This window comes from Kitasatospora sp. NBC_00039, assembly GCF_045160625.1.
GTDB lineage: Bacteria > Actinomycetota > Actinomycetes > Streptomycetales > Streptomycetaceae > Kitasatospora.
This window is the reverse complement of record NZ_CP108289.1, coordinates 5,490,499-5,507,616: the sequence shown is the minus strand read 5'-3', so window position 1 is coordinate 5,507,616 and position 17,118 is coordinate 5,490,499. Positions and strand designations below refer to the sequence as shown.

Below are 17,118 nucleotides of genomic sequence, written 5' to 3'. Positions count from 1 at the left end.
GGCGGGATCGGCCCCCGCCCCGCCCCCGGGAGTGACGGGGAGTTCAGCCGCTCAGCCTCTCGACGGCTCAGCAGCTCAGCAGCTCAGCAGCTCAGCGCGGCGATCGCGGAGTGCAGCGCGCCCGGGACGTCCGGCACCAGCTGGTGCACCCCGTCCCTGACCACGTGCCGGCCGCCGACCACCACGTGCCGCACGTCGGCGGCGGAGGCCGCGAACACCGCGATCTCGGCACCGAGCCGGGGCGGCGGTCCGGCGGTGCGCACCGAGTCCAGCGCGATCACGGTGAAGTCGGCCAGCGAACCGGCTTCGATCCGCCCCGCCTCCGGCCAGCCGAGCGAGGCGTGCCCGTCCTCGGTGCCGGCCCGCAGCAGCGCGTTGGCCGTCCAGTGGCCGCGGGTGCGGGTGCGCAGCCGCTCGTCCAGCTCCAGCGCGCGGGCCTCCTCGAACGGGTCGATGACGGCGTGGCTGTCGCTGCCGAGGGTGACCGGGCAGCCGGCCGAGGCCAGCTGGCGGGCCGGGCCGATGCCGTCCGCGAGGTCCCGTTCGGTGGTGGGGCACATGCAGATGCTGGTGGAGGTGTCGGTGAGGAGCTTGATGTCCTCGTCGGTGAGGTGGGTGGCGTGCACCGCGGAGGTGCGCGGGCCGAGTGCGCCGTGGTCGGCGAGCAGCCGGGTCGGGGTGACGCCGTGCGCGGTGAGGCAGGCGTCGTTCTCGGCGGTCTGCTCGGAGAGGTGGACGTGCAGCGGGGCCTTGCGCATCGCCGACCAGTGCGCGACGGTGCCGAGCTGCTCGGCCGGTACCGCCCGCACCGAGTGGATGGCGGCTCCGATCCGGGCGTGCTCGCGCGGCTTGAGCCCGTCGGCGCGCTCCGCCCAGGCGTCGGCGTCACCGTCGCTGAACCGGCGCTGCGGCTTGGTCGGCTCCGCGCCGAAGCCGGACGAGAGGTAGCAGGTGTCCAGCAGGGTGATCCGGATGCCGGCCCGGGCGGCGGCCTCGATCAGCGCCTCGCCCATCGCGTTCGGGTCGTCGTAGCGGACGCCGCCGGGCGCGTGGTGCAGGTAGTGGAACTCGCCCACCGCGGTGATCCCGGCAAGTGCCATCTCGGCGTAGACGGCGGTGGCCAGCGCCAGGTAGCTGTCGGGGTCGAGCGCGGTGGCGAACCGGTACATGGTGTCGCGCCACGTCCAGAAGGTGCCGGAGCCGACCTGGACGTTGCCGCGCAGCGCCCGGTGGAAGGCGTGCGAGTGGGCGTTCGCCTGGCCGGGCAGCAGCAGCCCCTCCAGCCGGACGGCGCCGGGCGGGCACGGCCCGCTGTCCGGCGTCACCTTGGCGATCCGGCCGCCGGGCCCGGTGGCGATCAGCACGTCCTGCTCGACCACCGGCCCGTTCACGTGCGGCAGCCAGGCGTACTGCGCCCAGTAGGTCACTGACACGCCAGGTCCTCCAGTACGTCGGCGAGGGCGGCGACTCCGGCCAGGCAGTCGGCCGTCTCGGCGTGTTCGGCCGGGGAGTGCGAGACGCCGCTCGGGTTACGTACGAACAGCATGGCGGTCGGGATCGCCGATGCCAGGATTCCGGCGTCGTGTCCCGCGCCCGTGGGCAGGATCGGCACACCGCCGGGGGCCCCGTCCCTGGTGAGACGACGGGCGAGCCGGTCGCGCAGCGGGCCGTCGAAGTCCACCACCGGGGTGTAGGACTCGCGGGTCAGCTCGACCCGGACACCGTCGCGCTCGCCGCGCTCGTACGCGGCCCGCTCGATCTCCTCGACCAGTGCCTTGAGCGTCACCTCGTCGGCGGCCCGGGAGTCCAGCCAGCCGCGGACCAGCGAGGCGATCGCGTTGGTGCCGTTGGGCTCGACGGCGACCTTGCCGAAGGTGGCCAGGGCGCCCGCCAGCTTCGCCTTCTTCCGCGCGGCAAGCACGGTGTTGGCGTAGGTCAGCATCGGGTCGCGGCGGTCCTCGATCCGGGTGGTGCCGGCGTGGTTGGCCTCGCCGTGGAAGTCGAACCGCCAGCGGCCGTGCGGCCAGATCGCGCTGGCCACACCGACCGGCTGGCCCTCGGCCAGCGAGCGGCCCTGCTCGACGTGGAGTTCGACGAAGGCGCCGATCCGGGCCAGCCGGTCGCCGTCCGCGCCGATCACGGCCGGATCGTAGCCGGCCTTCTCCATCGCGTCGGGCAGCCGGACGCCGTCGGCGTCGCGCAGCTCGTACGCGGCCTCCCGGCCGAGCACGCCGGCGCTGAGCCGGGAGCCGATGCAGGCCACGCCGAACCGGGCGCCCTCCTCGTCGCCGAAGTTGACGATCGCCAGCGGCCGGGTGAGGTCCGCCTTCCTGCCGCGCAGTTCGTCCAGGGCGGCGAAGGAGGAGACGACGCCGAGCGGGCCGTCGTAGGCGCCGCCGTCCGGAACGGAGTCCAGGTGCGAGCCGGTGACGACCGCGCCGCCGGCGGCCGGGTCGCCCAGCCAGGCCCACTGGTTGCCGTTGCGGTCCAGCTCGTAGGTCAGGCCGCGCTTGCGGGCCTGCTCCTCGAACCAGGCCCGGCACTCGGCGTCGGCGGAGTTCCAGGCGAAGCGGCGGTAGCCGCCGGAGGCGGCGGAGCGGCCCACGGGGAGCAGCTCCGCCCACATCTCCTCGAAGCTGTCGGAGCTCACAGCTCACCCATCGGGACGCGGACCCCGCGCTCGGCGGCGACCTCGTCGGCCCGGTCGTAGCCGGCGTCGACGTGCCGGATGACGCCCATGCCCGGGTCGTTGGTGAGCACCCGGCGGATCTTCTCGCCGGCCAGCGCGGTGCCGTCGGCCACCGTGACCTGGCCGGCGTGGATCGAGCGGCCGATGCCGACGCCGCCGCCGTGGTGGATGGAGACCCAGGACGCGCCGGAGGCGACGTTGACCATGGCGTTGAGCAGCGGCCAGTCGGCGATCGCGTCGGAGCCGTCGAGCATCGCCTCGGTCTCGCGGTACGGGGAGGCGACCGAGCCGCAGTCCAGGTGGTCGCGGCCGATGACGATCGGGGCGGACAGCTCACCGGAGGCGACCATGTCGTTGAACCGCTCGCCGGCCTTGTCCCGCTCGCCGTAACCGAGCCAGCAGATGCGCGCGGGCAGGCCCTGGAAGTGGACCTTCTCCTGGGCCATCTTGATCCAGCGGTGCAGCGACTCGTTCTCCGGGAAGAGGTCGAGCACGGCCTTGTCGGTCTTGGCGATGTCCTGCGGGTCGCCGGAGAGCGCCGCCCAGCGGAACGGGCCCTTGCCCTCGCAGAACAGCGGCCGGATGTACGCCGGGACGAAGCCGGGGAAGGCGAAGGCGCGGTCGTAGCCGGCCAGCTGGGCCTCGCCGCGGATCGAGTTGCCGTAGTCGAAGACCTCGGCGCCGGCGTCCATGAAGCCGACCATCGCCTCGACGTGCTTGGCCATCGACTCGCGCGAGCGCTGGGTGAACTCGGCGGGCTTCTCGGCCGCGTAGGTCGCCATGTCGTCGAAGGAGACGCCGATCGGCAGGTAGCTCAGCGGGTCGTGGGCGCTGGTCTGGTCGGTGACGATGTCGATCGGCGCGTCCATCGCGAGCAGCTGCGGGAAGAGCTCGGCGGCGTTGCCCAGCAGACCGATGGAGAGCGGCTGCTTCTTGTCGCGGGCGGCGGTGGCCAGCTCCAGCGCGTGGGCGAGGTTCCTGGCCTCGACGTCCAGGTAGCGGTGCTCGATCCGGCGGGCGATCCGGGACGGGTCGCAGTCGATGCAGATCGCCACGCCGCCGTTCATGGTGACGGCCAGCGGCTGGGCGCCGCCCATCCCGCCGAGGCCGGCGGTGAGGGTGATCGTCCCCGCCAGGGTGCCCTCGAACCGCTTGTTGGCGACGGCCGCGAAGGTCTCGTAGGTGCCCTGGAGGATGCCCTGGGTGCCGATGTAGATCCACGACCCGGCCGTCATCTGCCCGTACATGGTGAGCCCGAGGCTCTCCAGCCGGCGGAACTCCTCCCAGTTGGCCCAGTCGCCGACCAGGTTGGAGTTGGCGATCAGCACCCGCGGCGCCCACTCGTGCGTCTGCATGACACCGACCGGACGCCCGGACTGGACCAGCATGGTCTCGTCCTGCTTCAGCGTCTGCAGCGTGCGGACCATGGCGTCGAAGGAACGCCAGTCGCGGGCCGCCTTGCCGGTGCCGCCGTAGACCACCAGCTTCGACGGGTGCTCGGCCACCTCGGGGTCGAGGTTGTTCATCAGCATCCGCAGGGCGGCCTCCTGCTGCCACCCCTGCGTCGTCAGCGCCGTCCCGCGCGCCGCACGCACCTCACGCGGTCCGCTCGTCTGCTGCACCATGTCCGGGCCTCCCTACGGATGAATCCATTCAGACTTTGTCCGAATGAATATATCCAAACATTCGGCTCCCGACCAGACCTCGACCACATCCGATCAGCACCCGCCCCGATGACCCCCGAGCGCTACCCTGAACCCGGCGAACACCAGCCACTCGGCCCATGCGCCAGGGAGCGGAGGACACGATGGCGGCCATCAGCGTGCGACCGGGCAGACTCCGCGACGCGGCAGAGGAGATCGAACGGAGCATCGGCCTCCGCGTCCAGATCATCGGAGGAACCCTGGTGATGGCCCCACTCCTCGCGGCAAGCACGCGGGAACCGTGCGCCGGCTGAGGATCCAGCTCGAGTCGCGGCTGCCGAGCGGGCCCGGCACCTTCGAGGTGTCGTCCGTCTCCATGCCCGACAACACGGAGGACTACGCCACACCCGATCTCGTCGTCCTCCCCACCGACTGGGAGGAGGACGACGACTGGTTGGCCGACCCGCACGACGTCGCACTGGCCGTGGAGGTGGTCTCCGGCTCCGAGCGCGCCGGCGGCATCACGGCCAAGGCCGAGTGGTCGCGATCGCCGGCGTTGCCGCGCTGCTCTCGATCGATCCCCGCACGGGCCTCCGGACGCTCTACACCTACCCGCGCGACGGCGCCTACCAGGGCGTACTGCACGGCAAGTACGGCGAGCCCGTCCCGCTCGCAGCACCCCTGCCGCCGGAGCTGCGCACCGACGATCTGCCGCTGTACGCCCCGAGGCGCTGAGCGCGCGTCACGCCGCCGCGTCGCCGTCCCAGTCGATGCCGATCTCGGCGAGCCAGCGGCGGTCGTCGTCGTCCGGCGTGGCCGGGCGGGGCGGGCGGGGGATCTCCTGGACCGGGCCGAGGCCGTACTTCTCGGCGGCGGCCGTGCCGGCGTCGGGTTCGATGACGCCGACGTGGACGGCGCTCTGATCGCCCGGGTCGAGGACGACGAGCTCGGGGTCGGGCAGACGGCGCAGGGTGACGCGGCGTCCGCAGGCGGGGCAGGACCATTCGTCGGCGCCGGAGGCGAGCCGGCCGACGAACTTCATCTCGTGGATCACGCGCATGGCGGCACCCCCTGACAGGGTGATACCCGCCCTGGGCGGATCGGCAACGTGACGGTACGGTCACTTGCGCGCGCAGAAGCGCCGACACCGGGCGGGAGCGATCGGGGAGGGGCCGCAATGGGCCGCGAGTGGAGCGTCGAGGAGAGCGTCACGGTGGCGGCCGGACCGGCCGCCGCATACCGGGCCGTCAGCGAGGTGCGCCGGACGGGCGAGTGGAGCCCGGAGTGCCGCGCGGTCTGGGCCCGCCGGGGGTCGCTCCGTGCGGGCGAGCGGTTCGTCGGGTTCAACCGCCGCGGGCTCTTCGTCTGGTTCACCACCTGCCGGGTGACGGTCGCCGACCCGGACCGTGAATTCGCCTTCCGGGTCGACTCGTTCGGGATCCCGATCGCCGAGTGGGGCTACCGCTTCGCGGCGGACGGGAACGGCGGGACGACGGTCACCGAGTACTGGCGGGACCTGCGCACCGGGCGCAGCGCGCCGTTCGCCGAGCTGCTCGGCAAGGTCTTCACCGGGGTCTCCCCGGAGCGGCGGGCCGCGGCCAACCGGGCCGGCATGCGCGCCACCCTGGAGCGGCTCCGGACCGCCCTCGTCGGCTGACCGCCGGCCGCCGCCGGCCGCTCCGGGCCCCTTCTACTCCAGGAAGAGACCGCGCGCCGCCGCCGCCTGCTCGATCGCCTCCAACCGGGCCTCGGCGCCGGGGAGTTCGTCGCACATGGTCTGCAGCAGCACCCGGCCGAGCATCATCGGCGCACAGGCAGTGTCGAAGACCAGGCCGGTGCCGACGGCGGCCGGCAGCATCAGGTCGGAGAGCTTGGCCACCGGCGCGAAGGCGCTGTCGGCGACGGTGAGGACGGTCAACCCGCACTCCCGGGCCACGGCCAGGGCGTCCATCAGCTCGCGCGGGTAGCGCGGCAGCGCGAAGCAGAGCAGGGCGCTGGCGCCGGCCGCGGCGGCCTGTTCGAGCCGGTCGGCGAGCATGCTTCCGCCCTCGTCGAGCAGCCGGATGTCGGGGTGCACCTTGGCCGCGAAGTAGGCGAAGCCACGGGCCTGCGCGGAGGCGGCCCGCAGGCCGAGGACGGGCAGCGGGCGGGAGGCGGCGAGGAGGCGGGCGGCGCGGGTGATCGGCTCGGGGTCGGCGAGGAGTTCGGCGAGGTGGCGCAGGTGCTCGATCTCGGCGAGGACGGCCTGCTGGTGCTCGTTGCGGACGGCGTCGGCCGGGGTCTCCGGGGCGGCCGGCTCGCCCGCGCCCAGTTCGCGCAGCTGCTTGCGCAGCGCCGGGTAGCCGTCGTAGCCGAGCGCCACCGCGAAGCGGGTGACGGAGGGCTGGCTGACGCCGGCCAGCTCGGCGACCTCGACGCTGGAGAGGAACGGGGCCTCGGTGGCGTGCCGGACCAGTGAGTGGGCGATCCGGCGTTGGGTGGGGGTGAGCCGGTGGCCCTCGAAGAGCTGGAGCAGCCGGGCGGAGGGGCCGACCGTGCCGGTGTCGTCGGTGGCGGTCATCAGCAGTACCTCCGGGTGCGAGCTGTTCGGACGACGACTGTGCAGCAGCGCGCGCCCGCTGGCAAAGACGTCTCGTACGCCGGGACGCCCGGTGAGACGTCCCGAGGGGTGGGACCGGCGCCCGGACGAGGCCCCCGGGCACGTCTCGGGGGGACCCTGATTTCCCCCTGAGTCCGCCCCGATTACCGCGCGAACCGATGGACCGGCGGCGTACCGCGGGCCCAGGCTTGGCGGCATGGACACTCGCCAGGACGAACTGCGGCGCGACCTCGACGCCACCCTGCAGGCCCGCAAAGAGCTGGGCAAGGAGTACGAGTCGGAGTTGGTCGACTCGTTCCTGGCCCGGCTCGACGCACGGATGGACGCCCGCCTCGACGCCCGGGTGGAGCGCCGGGTCTCGGAGCGGCTCGACGACTACGGGCCGGCCGAGCACCTGCGCCGCCGCCCGTTCGGCCGCTCCGGCAACCGGCTGCCGCTGGTCTCGCTGGTCCTGGGCATCCCGTTGACCGCCATCGCGACCGACGGCGGCACCAACGGCTTCACCGGCTTCATGGGCCTGGTGGTCTGCTGGACCGGCATCGTCGGGGTCAACTTCGCCGCCGTGCTGTCCGACCGCCGGGACGAGCGCCGGTCGAAGCGGTCGCGGAGCGAGTGGGACTGAGCCCACCCGCTCCACGACGGCCGCGTGGGCGTGCGTCAGGCCAGCGGCCCGGTGACCTTCTGGACCGCCTGCAGCAGCGCGCCGGAGGCGACCAGCGCGGCGGCGGCCTCCAGGTCCGGCGAGAGGAAGCGGTCGCGGCCGGCGCCGCCGACCCCGGCCTCGCGGGCCGCCGCCATGGCGGCGGCGGTGGCGGGGGCCACCGTGCCGCTGGAGTCGGCCTGCTGACGGATCTCCAGCGCACGGGAGGCGGCGGTCAGCTCGACGGCGAGGATCCGGCCGAGGTTCTCGACCGCCTGGCGCAGCTTGCGGGCGGCGGACCAGCCCATCGAGACGTGGTCCTCCTGCATCGCCGAGGACGGGATCGAGTCGACCGAGGCCGGCACCGCGAGCCGCTTGTTCTCGCTGACCAGCGCCGCCTGGGTGTACTGGGCGATCATCAGGCCGGAGTCCACGCCCGGGTCGTCGGCCAGGAAGGCCGGCAGGCCGTGCGAGCGGGCCTTGTCGAGCAGCCGGTCGGTGCGGCGCTCGGAGATCGAACCGAGGTCGGCGGCGGCGATGGCGAGGAAGTCCAGCACGTACGCGACCGGGGCGCCGTGGAAGTTGCCGTTGGACTCGACCCGGCCGTCCGGCAGCACCACCGGGTTGTCGACCGAGGCGGCCAGCTCGCGGGAGGCGACCAGTGCGGCGTGGGCCAGGGTGTCGCGGCCGGCGCCGGCGACCTGCGGGGCGCAGCGGATCGAGTAGGCGTCCTGGACGCGCGGCGCGTCGTCCTGGTGGTGGCCGGTGAGGCCGGAGTCCTTGAGGACGGCCAGCATGTTGGCGGCGGAGAGCGCCTGGCCGGGGTGCGGGCGGATCGGGGCGTGCAGCTCGGGGGCGAGCACCTTGTCGGTGCCGAGCAGCGCCTCCAGGGTCATCGCGGCGGTGATGTCGGCGGTGGTGAACAGGCGCTGGAGGTCGGAGATGGCCATCACCAGCATGCCGAGCATGCCGTCGGTGCCGTTGATGAGGGCCAGGCCCTCCTTCTCCAGCAGCTCGACCGGCTCGATGCCGGCCGCGGCGAGCAGCTCGCCGGCGGGCTTCTCGACGCCGTCGGGGCCGGTCGCCACGCCTTCGCCCATCAGCACCAGCGCGCAGTGCGAGAGCGGCGCGAGGTCGCCGGAGCAGCCGAGCGAGCCGAACTCGCGGACCACCGGGGTGATGCCGGCGTTGAGGATGGCGGCCATGGTCTGGGCGACCAGGGGGCGCACGCCGGTCCGGCCGGAGGCCAGCGTCTTCATCCGCAGGAACATCAGCGCGCGGACCACCTCGCGCTCCACCGCCGGACCCATCCCGGCGGCGTGCGAGCGCACCAGCGAGCGCTGGAGCTGGGCGCGCAGCTCGGGGCTGATGTGCCGGACGGCGAGCGCACCGAAGCCGGTGGAGACGCCGTAGACGGGGCGCGGCTCGGCGGCTAGGGCGTCGATCCGGGCGCGCGCGGCCGCCATCTCGGCGAGCGCGTCGGGGCCGATCTCGATCTTGGCGTTGCCCCGGGCGACGGCCAGCACGTCCTCCGCACTGACGTCGGCCTTGCCGACCTGGACGAGCGGCGCGTGGGGGGCCGCAGCACTGTGCATATCCATATACACCATCACATCAGGTGAATGAAGATATGACAACCGTCCTGGGCCATTCGGCCGCCACGGGCACTGCGCCGGTCAGCAGGATTTTCTGTTACCCCGGCCCGTGGCGCACGCTGTGGGGGTGACGGACGGCACGGAGGTGGCGGGGCGATGACGCGGGCGACGGCGCGACGGCGGGTGGTGCGGCTGCGGGGGGACGCGCGCAGTACGCGGCCGGACGCGCTGGCGGCGGAGGAGCCGCTGGAGATCCGGCTCGGCGGCGAGCCGCTCACCGTGACCATGCGGACCCCCGGGCAGGACTTCGACCTGGTGGCCGGCTTCCTGGTCGGCGAGGGGCTGGTGCACACGGCGGAGGAGCTCGCCGCGCTGCGCTACTGCGCCGGGACGGACGAGACCGGCGCCAACACCTACAACGTGGTGGACGCGACGCTGCGCGGCGCCGGCGCCGTCCCGCTCTCCGCCCACCGCAACCTGCTCACCACCAGCGCGTGCGGCCTCTGTGGCCGCGACACCGTGGACGCCGTCCGCACGCACGTCCGCCACCCGGTCGCGGACGACCCGCTGAGCGTCCCGCCCGCGCTGCTGTACGGGCTGCCGGACCGGCTGCGGGCCGCCCAGCGCACCTTCGAGTCGACCGGCGGGCTGCACGCGGCCGGGCTGTTCGACGGCACGACCGGCGAGCTGCTCTGCGCCCGCGAGGACGTCGGCCGGCACAACGCGGTGGACAAGGTGGTCGGCTGGGCGCTGCGCGCGGGCCGACTGCCGCTGGCCGGGCACGTCCTGCTGGTCAGTGGCCGGGCGTCGTTCGAGCTGACCCAGAAGGCCGCACTGGCGGGCATCCCGCTGCTGGCGGCCGTCTCGGCGCCGTCCTCGCTCGCGGTGGACCTGGCCGAGGAGCTGGGCCTGACCCTGGTCGGCTTCCTGCGCGGCGAGGGCGCCAACGTCTACACCCGCCCGGACCGCGTCACCGGCTGACCGCCCGGCCCTCGCCCGCCTCCACCTCCGCCCGCAGGCGCCGCAGCGACGCGGGCGTCAGCCGACGGGCGAGCACCTCCAGCGCCGCCAGCACCTCGGCCAGCTCCGCCGGGTCGTCCGTGCCGAGCGCCCGCGCCAACGCGGCATCGACGGGCGTCGCGGCCACCTCGGCCCGGCGGGCGGAGAGCTCGGGCGCGCGGCGGGCGAGCAGCCGGCGGCGGTCCCCGGGGTCGGCCCCGGTGACGATCGACCCCGCCTCCCGGAGCCGGGCGACGGCCGCGGACACCTGGCTCTGCGGCAGGCCGGTCCGCGCGGCGATCTCGCCGACGGCGCTGTCCGGATGCTCGTAGATGTCGCTCATGACGACGACGACCGCCCTGACGCCGGTGGCGTGCTTGCCGATCCCCTCGGTGGGAATGGCCTCCTCGCCGATCTTCGCCAACGTCCGGCCGAGCAGCAGCAGTTCGACTCCGTTCATGGGGCCAAGGTATCCCAGAGACGCATCGAAAGAGATCCATCTATTTTGATGCATCTACCTTGATGCATCAAAATAGATGCTTTACCGTGGAGTCCAGAAGCCGACGGCGGCCACCCGGCCGCCCCAGGGGAGGGAACCCAGCCATGACCACCGCACTGCTCACCACCGCCGGCGCCCGCATCCACTACCAGGTCCAGGGCGCCGGCCCGGTCCTGCTGATCTCCCAGAGCGGCGAGGGCAACGCCGACCGCAGTGCCGACCTGGTGTCCCGGCTGGCCGGCCGCTACACCGTGGTCACGTACGACCGGCGCGGCCTCTCCCGCAGCACCCTCGACGAGCCGGACCGCACCCCGACCGTCGCCGAGCACGCCGACGACGTCCACCGACTGCTCGCCGCCGTCACCGACCGGCCCGCCATGATGCTCGGCTGCAGCTTCGGCGGGCTCATCGGCCTCCAGCTCGCCCACGACCACCCCGGGCAGCTGAGCACCCTGATCGCCCACGAGCCGGCCGCACCGCGCCTGCTGCCGGCCGAGGAGTGCGCCGGGACCCTCGACGCGCTGGCCGGCATCCAGGAGGTGTTCCACCGGGACGGCTGGCAGGCGGCTTTGCGCGGGGTGATGGCGGCCACCGGGATCGACCCGGCCCGCCAGGAGCGCGAGCCCGAGGTGCGTCCGCAGCCGTTCGGCCCGGAGCGCGCGGCCGACTTCACAGCCTTCCTCGCCCACGACCTGACCACCCTGTGCCGGAGCACCTTCGGCGCCGCCGGGGCCGACGCGCTCGCCGCCGGGCCCACCCGGGTGGTGCCCGCCATCGGGGCGGCCACCGACCCGACGGTCTACAGCTACCGCTGCGCCGAGGTGCTGGCCGGGCGGCTCGGCACGGGCCTCACCCGCCTCCCCGGCGGCCACAACGGCAATCTGACGCACCCCCGCGCGTTCGCGGCGCGGCTCGACGAGGTGCTGACGGCCGCGGGTCAGGCCGGCTGAGCCTCCGGCGCACCGACCGGCCCCAGCGGGGAACACCCCTCGCGACTGTCAAGACGAGACGTATCGTTTCGCCATCGCGCTAGACTGGGGCCATGACCCGCAGCAGCACACCCGACCCCGCCCGCCGCAGCGAGCGCTCCCGTCAGGCCGTCCTCGCCGCCGCCGCCGAACTGGTCGCCGAGGTCGGCTTCGGCAAGCTCACCATCGAGGCGATCGCCGCCCGCGCCGGCGTGGGCAAGCAGACCATCTACCGCTGGTGGCCCTCGAAGGGCGCGGTGGTCTTCGACGCCTTCCAGGCCGCCAACGAGGACGCCTCCGGCAGCCTCGCCCTGCCCGACACCGGCGACCTCTCCGCCGACCTGCGGGCCGTCCTACGGCCGACCGCCGACCAGCTCGTGGACCCGGCCTTCGACAACACCGGCCGCGGCCTGGTCTCCGAGTACCTGCTCGACCCGGCGCTGCTCCGCGAGTACCGCGAACGCCTGATGGATCCGCTGCTGGAGGTCACCCGCGAGCGCCTGCGCGGCGCCCGCGCGGCCGGCCAGATCGACGCCGACGCCGACCTCGACCTCGCCGTCGAACTGCTCTACGGCCCGATGTACTACCGCTGGCTGCACGGCCTCGGCCCGCTCGACCACGCGTACGCGGACCGCCTCGTGGAGGCGGTCCTGCGCGCTCTCGGGGCCTCGGGGGGCGACAGCTAGCCGCGGTTGCGGCGGCGGAGCGCCACGACCACCGCGATGATCACCACAATGACCACCAGCACCACCACGACGCCGACGAGCAGGCCGATGATCTTGCTGAAGCCCTTCTTCTTCTTTTTCTTCGCCTTGTCCTTCGACCCGGCCAACCGGGTGCTGTCGTGCCGGTCGGCCGCCACCCCCACGGCCGGGGCCGCGGCCGGCGCGGCAGCCGGAGCCGCGGCCGGCGCGCCCTGGACGGCGGTGCTCACCGCGGCGGCGCGCGGCGCGGCCTGGGCCGCCGAGGCCGCCGGTGCGGTGGCGAGCGCGGCACCGCCGAGGGCGAGCACGGTAGTGAGGACGAGGCTCGTCAGACGAGCGCGCATGGTGTGAACCCCCGATCCGGCCGGCCCCCATGGCCCGCCGACCGCGGACACCATCCCACGCCCGCCCGCCCGCGCCCAACCCCCCGGCACCCTCCACACCGGACCGCGACCTGCCCGGAACCGACCGGTCACCGAACCGGCACAACCCCGCGCCCCGAGGCCTCAGCCCGGCGGCGGGGAGGCCGGGCCGGACAGGGCGACGGCGACCAGGGCGCGCATGGCGCAGGCGGCCTGGCCCAGCGGGAGCGTGGCATCGTCGGCGAAGAGCTCGACCAGCCAGCCGCCCGCCGCGTTCTGGCCGCCGGCGGCGACCATGCCGCGATAGCCGGAGACGACCAGCATGGCCTCCTCGGCCGGGTCGTTGCCCGCCGAGCCGGCCCGCAGGGCGAAGGCGTCGCCACGGACGGCCCGCCGGGTCATCGGGTAGTGCCGCAGGTCGAAGACGGCGTCCGGCGCCTCGATCTGCGCCCGCTGGGTCTCCGCCCGGCTGCTGCTGGGCCCGCTGGTCATCCGGTAGACGGCGTGCTGCGCCGTCCGCATCAGGTGCGAGCCGGGCGGGACGTAGGAGATCCACCAGCCGACCGCGTCCAGCAGCCGGGCGGAGGTCTCCGCGACGACGGCCAGCTTGCCGATGGTGTCGGCGGGGTGCACGGACCGGACCACGCCGTGCTGGTCCAGAGCGGCGAGCACGGCGGTGAGCAGCTGGCCCGGATCGGCGCTGTGCGCGGCCCCGCGGAACCGCCGCCGGTCGCCGGCCCCGGCCCGGCCGCTGCCGCGGCCCCGGGCGTCGGCCCGGTGGTGCGGGTCCGCGGCGTCGGCGAGCAGCACGGTCGGGTCGGGCGAGAGGCCGGGGCCGTGACTGCGCCCGGCGACCACGGGGTGGGCGGCGCGCGCGGCTTTGGCCCGGTACTGGGCGGCGTCGGCGAGCCGGAAGAGCCGGTCGGCGGTGGTGACCGGGCCGATGGAGTCCCCGGTGGAGGCGACCCCGCAGGCGACGCCCTCGCCCTCGGCGAGCGCGAGGGCCCGCGCGCACAGCTCCTCGGCCACGGCGGCCACCTCGTCCGCCTTCTGCCCCTCGACCAGCAGGCAGAACTCGTCGCCGCCGAGCCGGGCGGCGAGGCTGCCGGGCAGTTTGGCGGCGGCCAGCGACAGCTGGTGGGCGAAGCGTTCGAGCAGCCGGTCGCCCATCTCGTGGCCCAGCTGGTCGTTGACCCGCTTCAGGCCGTTGACGTCGCAGACCACCAGCGAGACGACGGTGTTGTCCCGGTTGTGCGCCTCCAGCGCGCTCTCCAGCCGGGCGTCCACCGCGCGCCGGTTGGCCAGGCCGGTGAGCGGGTCGGAGAAGGCGAGCTTGCGCAGGTCGGCGAGGCGCTCGGTCTGGGCGAGACCGGCCGAGATCTGGGCGGCCAGCAGGGTGGCGTAGTCGGCGTCGGCCTCGGTGAACTCGGGCTCCCCGACGGTCCTGGCGAGGTACAGCTCGCCCCAGGCCTGCCCGTGCAGCACGATCGGGGCGACCACGCAGCAGGCCCGTCCGCGTCGGCGCAGCGCTGCGGCGCGCTCCTGGCAGTACGCGCCGGCAGTGGGGTGCAAGTGCCCGGCGTGCGGCTCGGAGCTCTCGGCGCTCTGCAGCCAGGCGCGCGGGAGGCGGCCGGTGGTCCAGCGCTCCTCCAGATAGGTGACGATCTCGGGGAAGTCGGCCACCGGGTAGGACTCGTCCTCCGGCAGCTCCTCCTCCCCCGGCGCCAGCTCCCCGTGGTTGACCAGCACCCGCAGCCGGCCGGACTCGCGGTCCCAGACCGAGACCGCGGCCATGGTGGCGCCGAGCGCCTCGGTGGCACGGACGGCGGCCGCCCGGACGGCCTCCAGCGGGGTGAGGGCACCCGCCATGTCCTGGGCGAGCTCGACCACGGACTTCAGCCGCCCGTCGGTGGCGGCGGCCGGCGGCTGCGACCGGTCGTACTCGCAGCCGCGGTCCGTCATGATCGCCTCACTGCTCACCGGCTCGCCTCGCTCCCTGTGCCCGGCCCTGCTCGGCCCCCCAGGACGCGACCCGCCGGGGCCCGCACCCGCCGAGAAGCTGCACCCGTACGGCCGCTTGCACCAAGACTATGGCGGTTTCATTCGGTTATGCCCCGTTTGCCGGGAAGGATCCACGCGGCCGTACGGGTTTCAACCGTTCGGCCACGCCGGGCACGCACCGGCTTCACACCGCGGACACGCGCTACTCCGAACGCTGGCGCCGCGACAGCAGCCACGGCTCGACCAGACCGAGCCCGCGCACCGGGCGGCGCCACATCGGCTGGAGGTTGAACCGGTGCCCGGCATCCGGCCCGGGCACCGGCAGGCCGGAGGCGGGGAGTCCGGCGGAGGCCGACAGCACGTCGGCGAGGCCCGGCCCGTCCGCGTCGGCGGGGGCGACGCTGCCGTTCTGCTCCAGTGCGGTGGCGAACTCGCCGTCGATCAGCACCGCGTCCTTGGGAGCGATCGAGGTGAGCCGGCTGGCCAGGTTGACCGTGGTGCCGAAGACGTCGCCCATCCGGGAGGTGACGGTGCCGAAGGCCATGCCGACCCGCAGCGCGGGGATGGAGTCGTCCTCGGCCAGCGCCTCGACCAGGGAGAGCGCGATCTCGGCGGCGGTGGCCGGGTCCTCGGAGACGTAGAGGATCTCGTCGCCGAGGGTCTTGATCACCCGGCCGCCCTGGCCGGCGATCAGGTCGGAGCAGGTGTTCTCGAAGGTCTCGACCAGCTCGCCGAGCTCCTCCTCCTCCAGCCGGCGGGAGAGCCGGGTGAAGCCGACCAGGTCGGCGAAGCCGACGGCGAGCCGGCCGCTGGTGATCTCGGTGTCCTCGGCGGCCTGCACCACCCGGCCCGTGACGGCGGCCAGCTGCCGGCGCCAGACGTAGACCAGGAACTGCTCCAGCTCCGGCAGCAGCAGCTCGACCAGCGGGTACGCCACCTCGGCACGGGTCAGGCCGGGTTCGACGGACTGGGTGAGGTTCTCCAGGAAGGTGTCCATCTGCCAGCCGGCCAGCCGGGAGGTGGTCTGCCCGGTGGACCGCGCCACCTGGATCGCCATCGACTCGCTGAGCAGGCCCGACTCCACCAGCCCGGCCAGCCGGCGCAACGCGATCACATCGCCGTCGGTGAGCGCCCGGGACTGCCCGATGTCCGGGAAGCCCATCGCCCGCCAGAAGCGGGTGGCCAGCTCCATCGGGACGTCTGCGGCGCGCGCGGCCTGGTACGGGGTGTAGCGGCGTGGTGCGTCCAGGATCAGGCGTTCCAGGTCGAGCGCGACCGTCTGGTCGTGGCCGCCCGCCGTTCCGCCGCTGCTGCCGTCCTCTGCCACCGGTCCGTCCCCGTGCGGTTGCCGCACTTGCCTCGTGTCCTGCCTGTCCGGGCGCGCCCGCCACCCGGCGGGCAGTGGCGCGCCTCACACTGCTGCCAGGTGGAATGTTCGCACGGAATCGCGCGATCCGGGGCATCCGCCCGAGTCAAGGGGAGGTGAAGAGTCCCGCCCGGCGGGTCCCGGTCGGCCGGTCCCGCTCAGCTCGGCTCGGGGCGTACGTGCACGACGTCGCCCGCGCCGACCGCGCGCCGGGCGCCGTCGGGGGTGCGGACCACCAGCCGGCCGTCGCCGTCGACCGCCACCGCCTCGCCGAGCAGCTCGCGGTCACCGGGAAGGTGCACCCTGACCTCCCGGCCGAGGGTGGTGCAGCGGTCCGCGTACGCGCGCAGCAGGCCGCTGGCGTGCGGGTCGCCGGCGGCCGCCGTCCACTCCGTGTAGAGGCCGGCGAACTCGCGCAGCAGCGCGCGCAACAGAGTGGCCCGGTCGGTGACGGCGGCGCCGGCCAGGGCCAGCGAGGCGGCGGTGGGGACGGGCAGCTCGCTCTCCCGCAGCGAGACGTTGACGCCGAGGCCGGCGACCACCGCACCGCCGCTCAGCTCGGTCAGGATGCCGCCGAGCTTGCGCTCCGCGCCGCCGATGCCGACCTGGAGGTCGTTGGGCCACTTCAGGCCGACCTCGACCTCGGCGACCCGGCTCAGCGTGCCGGCGGCCGCGACGCCGACCAGGATCGGCAACCAACCGTACCGCTCGACGGGTACCTCGTCCGGGCGAAGCAGGACGGAGAAGAAGAGCCCGGAACGGGCCGGCGCCGTCCACTGCCGCTCCAGCCGCCCGCGCCCGGCGCTCTGCGCCTCGGCGACCAGCACGGCGCCCTGCGGCGCGCCCTCCTTGGCGCGCGCGGCCAGGTCGCTGTTGGTCGAGCCGGTCTCGGTGACGACGTCCAGCGAGGTCCAGAACCCGCCCGGAAGCACCAGGTCACGGCGGAGCGCCTCGGTGTCCAGCGGCGGCCGGTCCAGGTCGGTCCAGGGCGACGGCCCGGCGTGGCCGAAGCCGCGCAGTCCACTACGGCGGGGGGTCTCTGAGGTCATGGCG

At 74.3% G+C, this 17,118-nt stretch carries 16 protein-coding genes and 1 pseudogene; 6 read left to right on the top strand and 11 right to left on the bottom strand.

The window, feature by feature from the left end:
• Positions 1-83: 83 nt before the first annotated feature.
• From OG286_RS24560 to hutU, 3 genes are read right to left on the bottom strand one after another with little or no spacing between them, the layout of a single operon-like run.
• Positions 84-1,433, bottom strand: a complete 1,350-nt coding sequence (locus tag OG286_RS24560) for a formimidoylglutamate deiminase (protein ID WP_396321324.1) — start codon at positions 1,431-1,433, stop codon at positions 84-86.
• The gene (locus OG286_RS24555) at positions 1,424-2,626 is read right to left on the bottom strand and encodes an allantoate amidohydrolase (RefSeq protein ID WP_396321537.1); all 1,203 of its coding nucleotides are present in this window, start codon (positions 2,624-2,626) and stop codon (positions 1,424-1,426) included. Before OG286_RS24555 ends, OG286_RS24560 begins: the two co-directional genes overlap by 10 nt.
• A gap of 20 nt (positions 2,627-2,646) precedes the next feature.
• Complete coding sequence (gene hutU, locus OG286_RS24550) at positions 2,647-4,314, bottom strand: urocanate hydratase (protein WP_396321325.1); 1,668 nt, start codon at positions 4,312-4,314, stop codon at positions 2,647-2,649.
• Positions 4,315-4,869: 555 nt separating this feature from the next.
• Between hutU and OG286_RS24545 the strand changes: the two genes are divergently transcribed.
• Positions 4,870-5,067, top strand: coding sequence for a hypothetical protein (locus tag OG286_RS24545; RefSeq protein WP_396321326.1), 198 nt, complete (start codon positions 4,870-4,872; stop codon positions 5,065-5,067).
• A 7-nt stretch (positions 5,068-5,074) separates the two neighbouring features.
• On the opposite strand, the gene OG286_RS24540 is transcribed toward OG286_RS24545, so the two are convergent.
• Entirely contained in the window at positions 5,075-5,392 is a 318-nt protein-coding gene (locus OG286_RS24540) for a hypothetical protein (protein WP_396321327.1), read from the bottom strand.
• Positions 5,393-5,509: 117 nt separating this feature from the next.
• Between OG286_RS24540 and OG286_RS24535 the strand changes: the two genes are divergently transcribed.
• Positions 5,510-5,989 carry an SRPBCC family protein gene (locus OG286_RS24535; protein ID WP_405365778.1) on the top strand — a complete coding sequence of 160 codons (480 nt, stop codon included), beginning with the start codon at positions 5,510-5,512 and terminating at the stop codon, positions 5,987-5,989.
• Positions 5,990-6,022: 33 nt separating this feature from the next.
• Here OG286_RS24535 and OG286_RS24530 read toward each other — a convergent pair whose 3' ends face one another.
• Positions 6,023-6,892, bottom strand: coding sequence for a MurR/RpiR family transcriptional regulator (locus OG286_RS24530; RefSeq protein WP_396321329.1), 870 nt, complete (start codon positions 6,890-6,892; stop codon positions 6,023-6,025).
• Positions 6,893-7,127: 235 nt separating this feature from the next.
• Between OG286_RS24530 and OG286_RS24525 the strand changes: the two genes are divergently transcribed.
• Positions 7,128-7,553, top strand: coding sequence for a hypothetical protein (locus tag OG286_RS24525; RefSeq protein WP_396321330.1), 426 nt, complete (start codon positions 7,128-7,130; stop codon positions 7,551-7,553).
• A gap of 35 nt (positions 7,554-7,588) precedes the next feature.
• Here the strand turns inward: OG286_RS24525 and hutH are convergent, their stop codons facing one another.
• Positions 7,589-9,172 (bottom strand): histidine ammonia-lyase, encoded by a 1,584-nt coding sequence (gene hutH / locus OG286_RS24520; RefSeq protein ID WP_396321331.1) that lies wholly within the window; start codon positions 9,170-9,172, stop codon positions 7,589-7,591.
• 150 nt (positions 9,173-9,322) lie between these two features.
• On the opposite strand from hutH, the gene fdhD reads away from it, so the two are divergent.
• Positions 9,323-10,147, top strand: a complete 825-nt coding sequence (fdhD, locus tag OG286_RS24515; RefSeq protein WP_396321332.1) for a formate dehydrogenase accessory sulfurtransferase FdhD — start codon at positions 9,323-9,325, stop codon at positions 10,145-10,147.
• On the opposite strand, the gene OG286_RS24510 is transcribed toward fdhD, so the two are convergent.
• Positions 10,137-10,625: a MarR family transcriptional regulator gene (locus OG286_RS24510; RefSeq protein WP_396321333.1), complete on the bottom strand. Its 489-nt coding sequence runs from the start codon at positions 10,623-10,625 to the stop codon at positions 10,137-10,139. The genes fdhD and OG286_RS24510 overlap by 11 nt on opposite strands.
• Positions 10,626-10,768: 143 nt before the next feature.
• Here OG286_RS24510 and OG286_RS24505 point away from each other — a divergent pair, with 143 nt between their 5' ends.
• Together OG286_RS24505 and OG286_RS24500 are read left to right on the top strand one after the other, a co-directional pair.
• Positions 10,769-11,614 (top strand): alpha/beta fold hydrolase, encoded by an 846-nt coding sequence (locus tag OG286_RS24505; protein ID WP_405365777.1) that lies wholly within the window; start codon positions 10,769-10,771, stop codon positions 11,612-11,614.
• Between the two features lie 92 nt (positions 11,615-11,706).
• The gene (locus OG286_RS24500) at positions 11,707-12,318 is read left to right on the top strand and encodes a TetR/AcrR family transcriptional regulator (protein ID WP_396321335.1); all 612 of its coding nucleotides are present in this window, start codon (positions 11,707-11,709) and stop codon (positions 12,316-12,318) included.
• Here OG286_RS24500 and OG286_RS24495 read toward each other — a convergent pair.
• The 4 genes and pseudogenes from OG286_RS24495 to OG286_RS24480 all read right to left on the bottom strand — a co-directional run bounded on the left by OG286_RS24495 (position 12,315) and on the right by OG286_RS24480 (position 17,114).
• Positions 12,315-12,680, bottom strand: a complete 366-nt coding sequence (locus tag OG286_RS24495; RefSeq protein ID WP_405360074.1) for a hypothetical protein — start codon at positions 12,678-12,680, stop codon at positions 12,315-12,317. The two genes, OG286_RS24500 and OG286_RS24495, sit on opposite strands and share 4 nt — an antisense overlap.
• Positions 12,681-13,409: 729 nt before the next feature.
• A pseudogene (locus OG286_RS24490) lies at positions 13,410-14,660 on the bottom strand (diguanylate cyclase domain-containing protein); the annotation flags it as partial.
• Between the two features lie 241 nt (positions 14,661-14,901).
• Complete coding sequence (locus OG286_RS24485) at positions 14,902-16,026, bottom strand: adenylate/guanylate cyclase domain-containing protein (protein ID WP_396321337.1); 1,125 nt, start codon at positions 16,024-16,026, stop codon at positions 14,902-14,904.
• A 197-nt stretch (positions 16,027-16,223) separates the two neighbouring features.
• Positions 16,224-17,114 (bottom strand): biotin--[acetyl-CoA-carboxylase] ligase, encoded by an 891-nt coding sequence (locus OG286_RS24480; protein ID WP_405365776.1) that lies wholly within the window; start codon positions 17,112-17,114, stop codon positions 16,224-16,226.
• Positions 17,115-17,118: the final 4 nt, after the last annotated feature.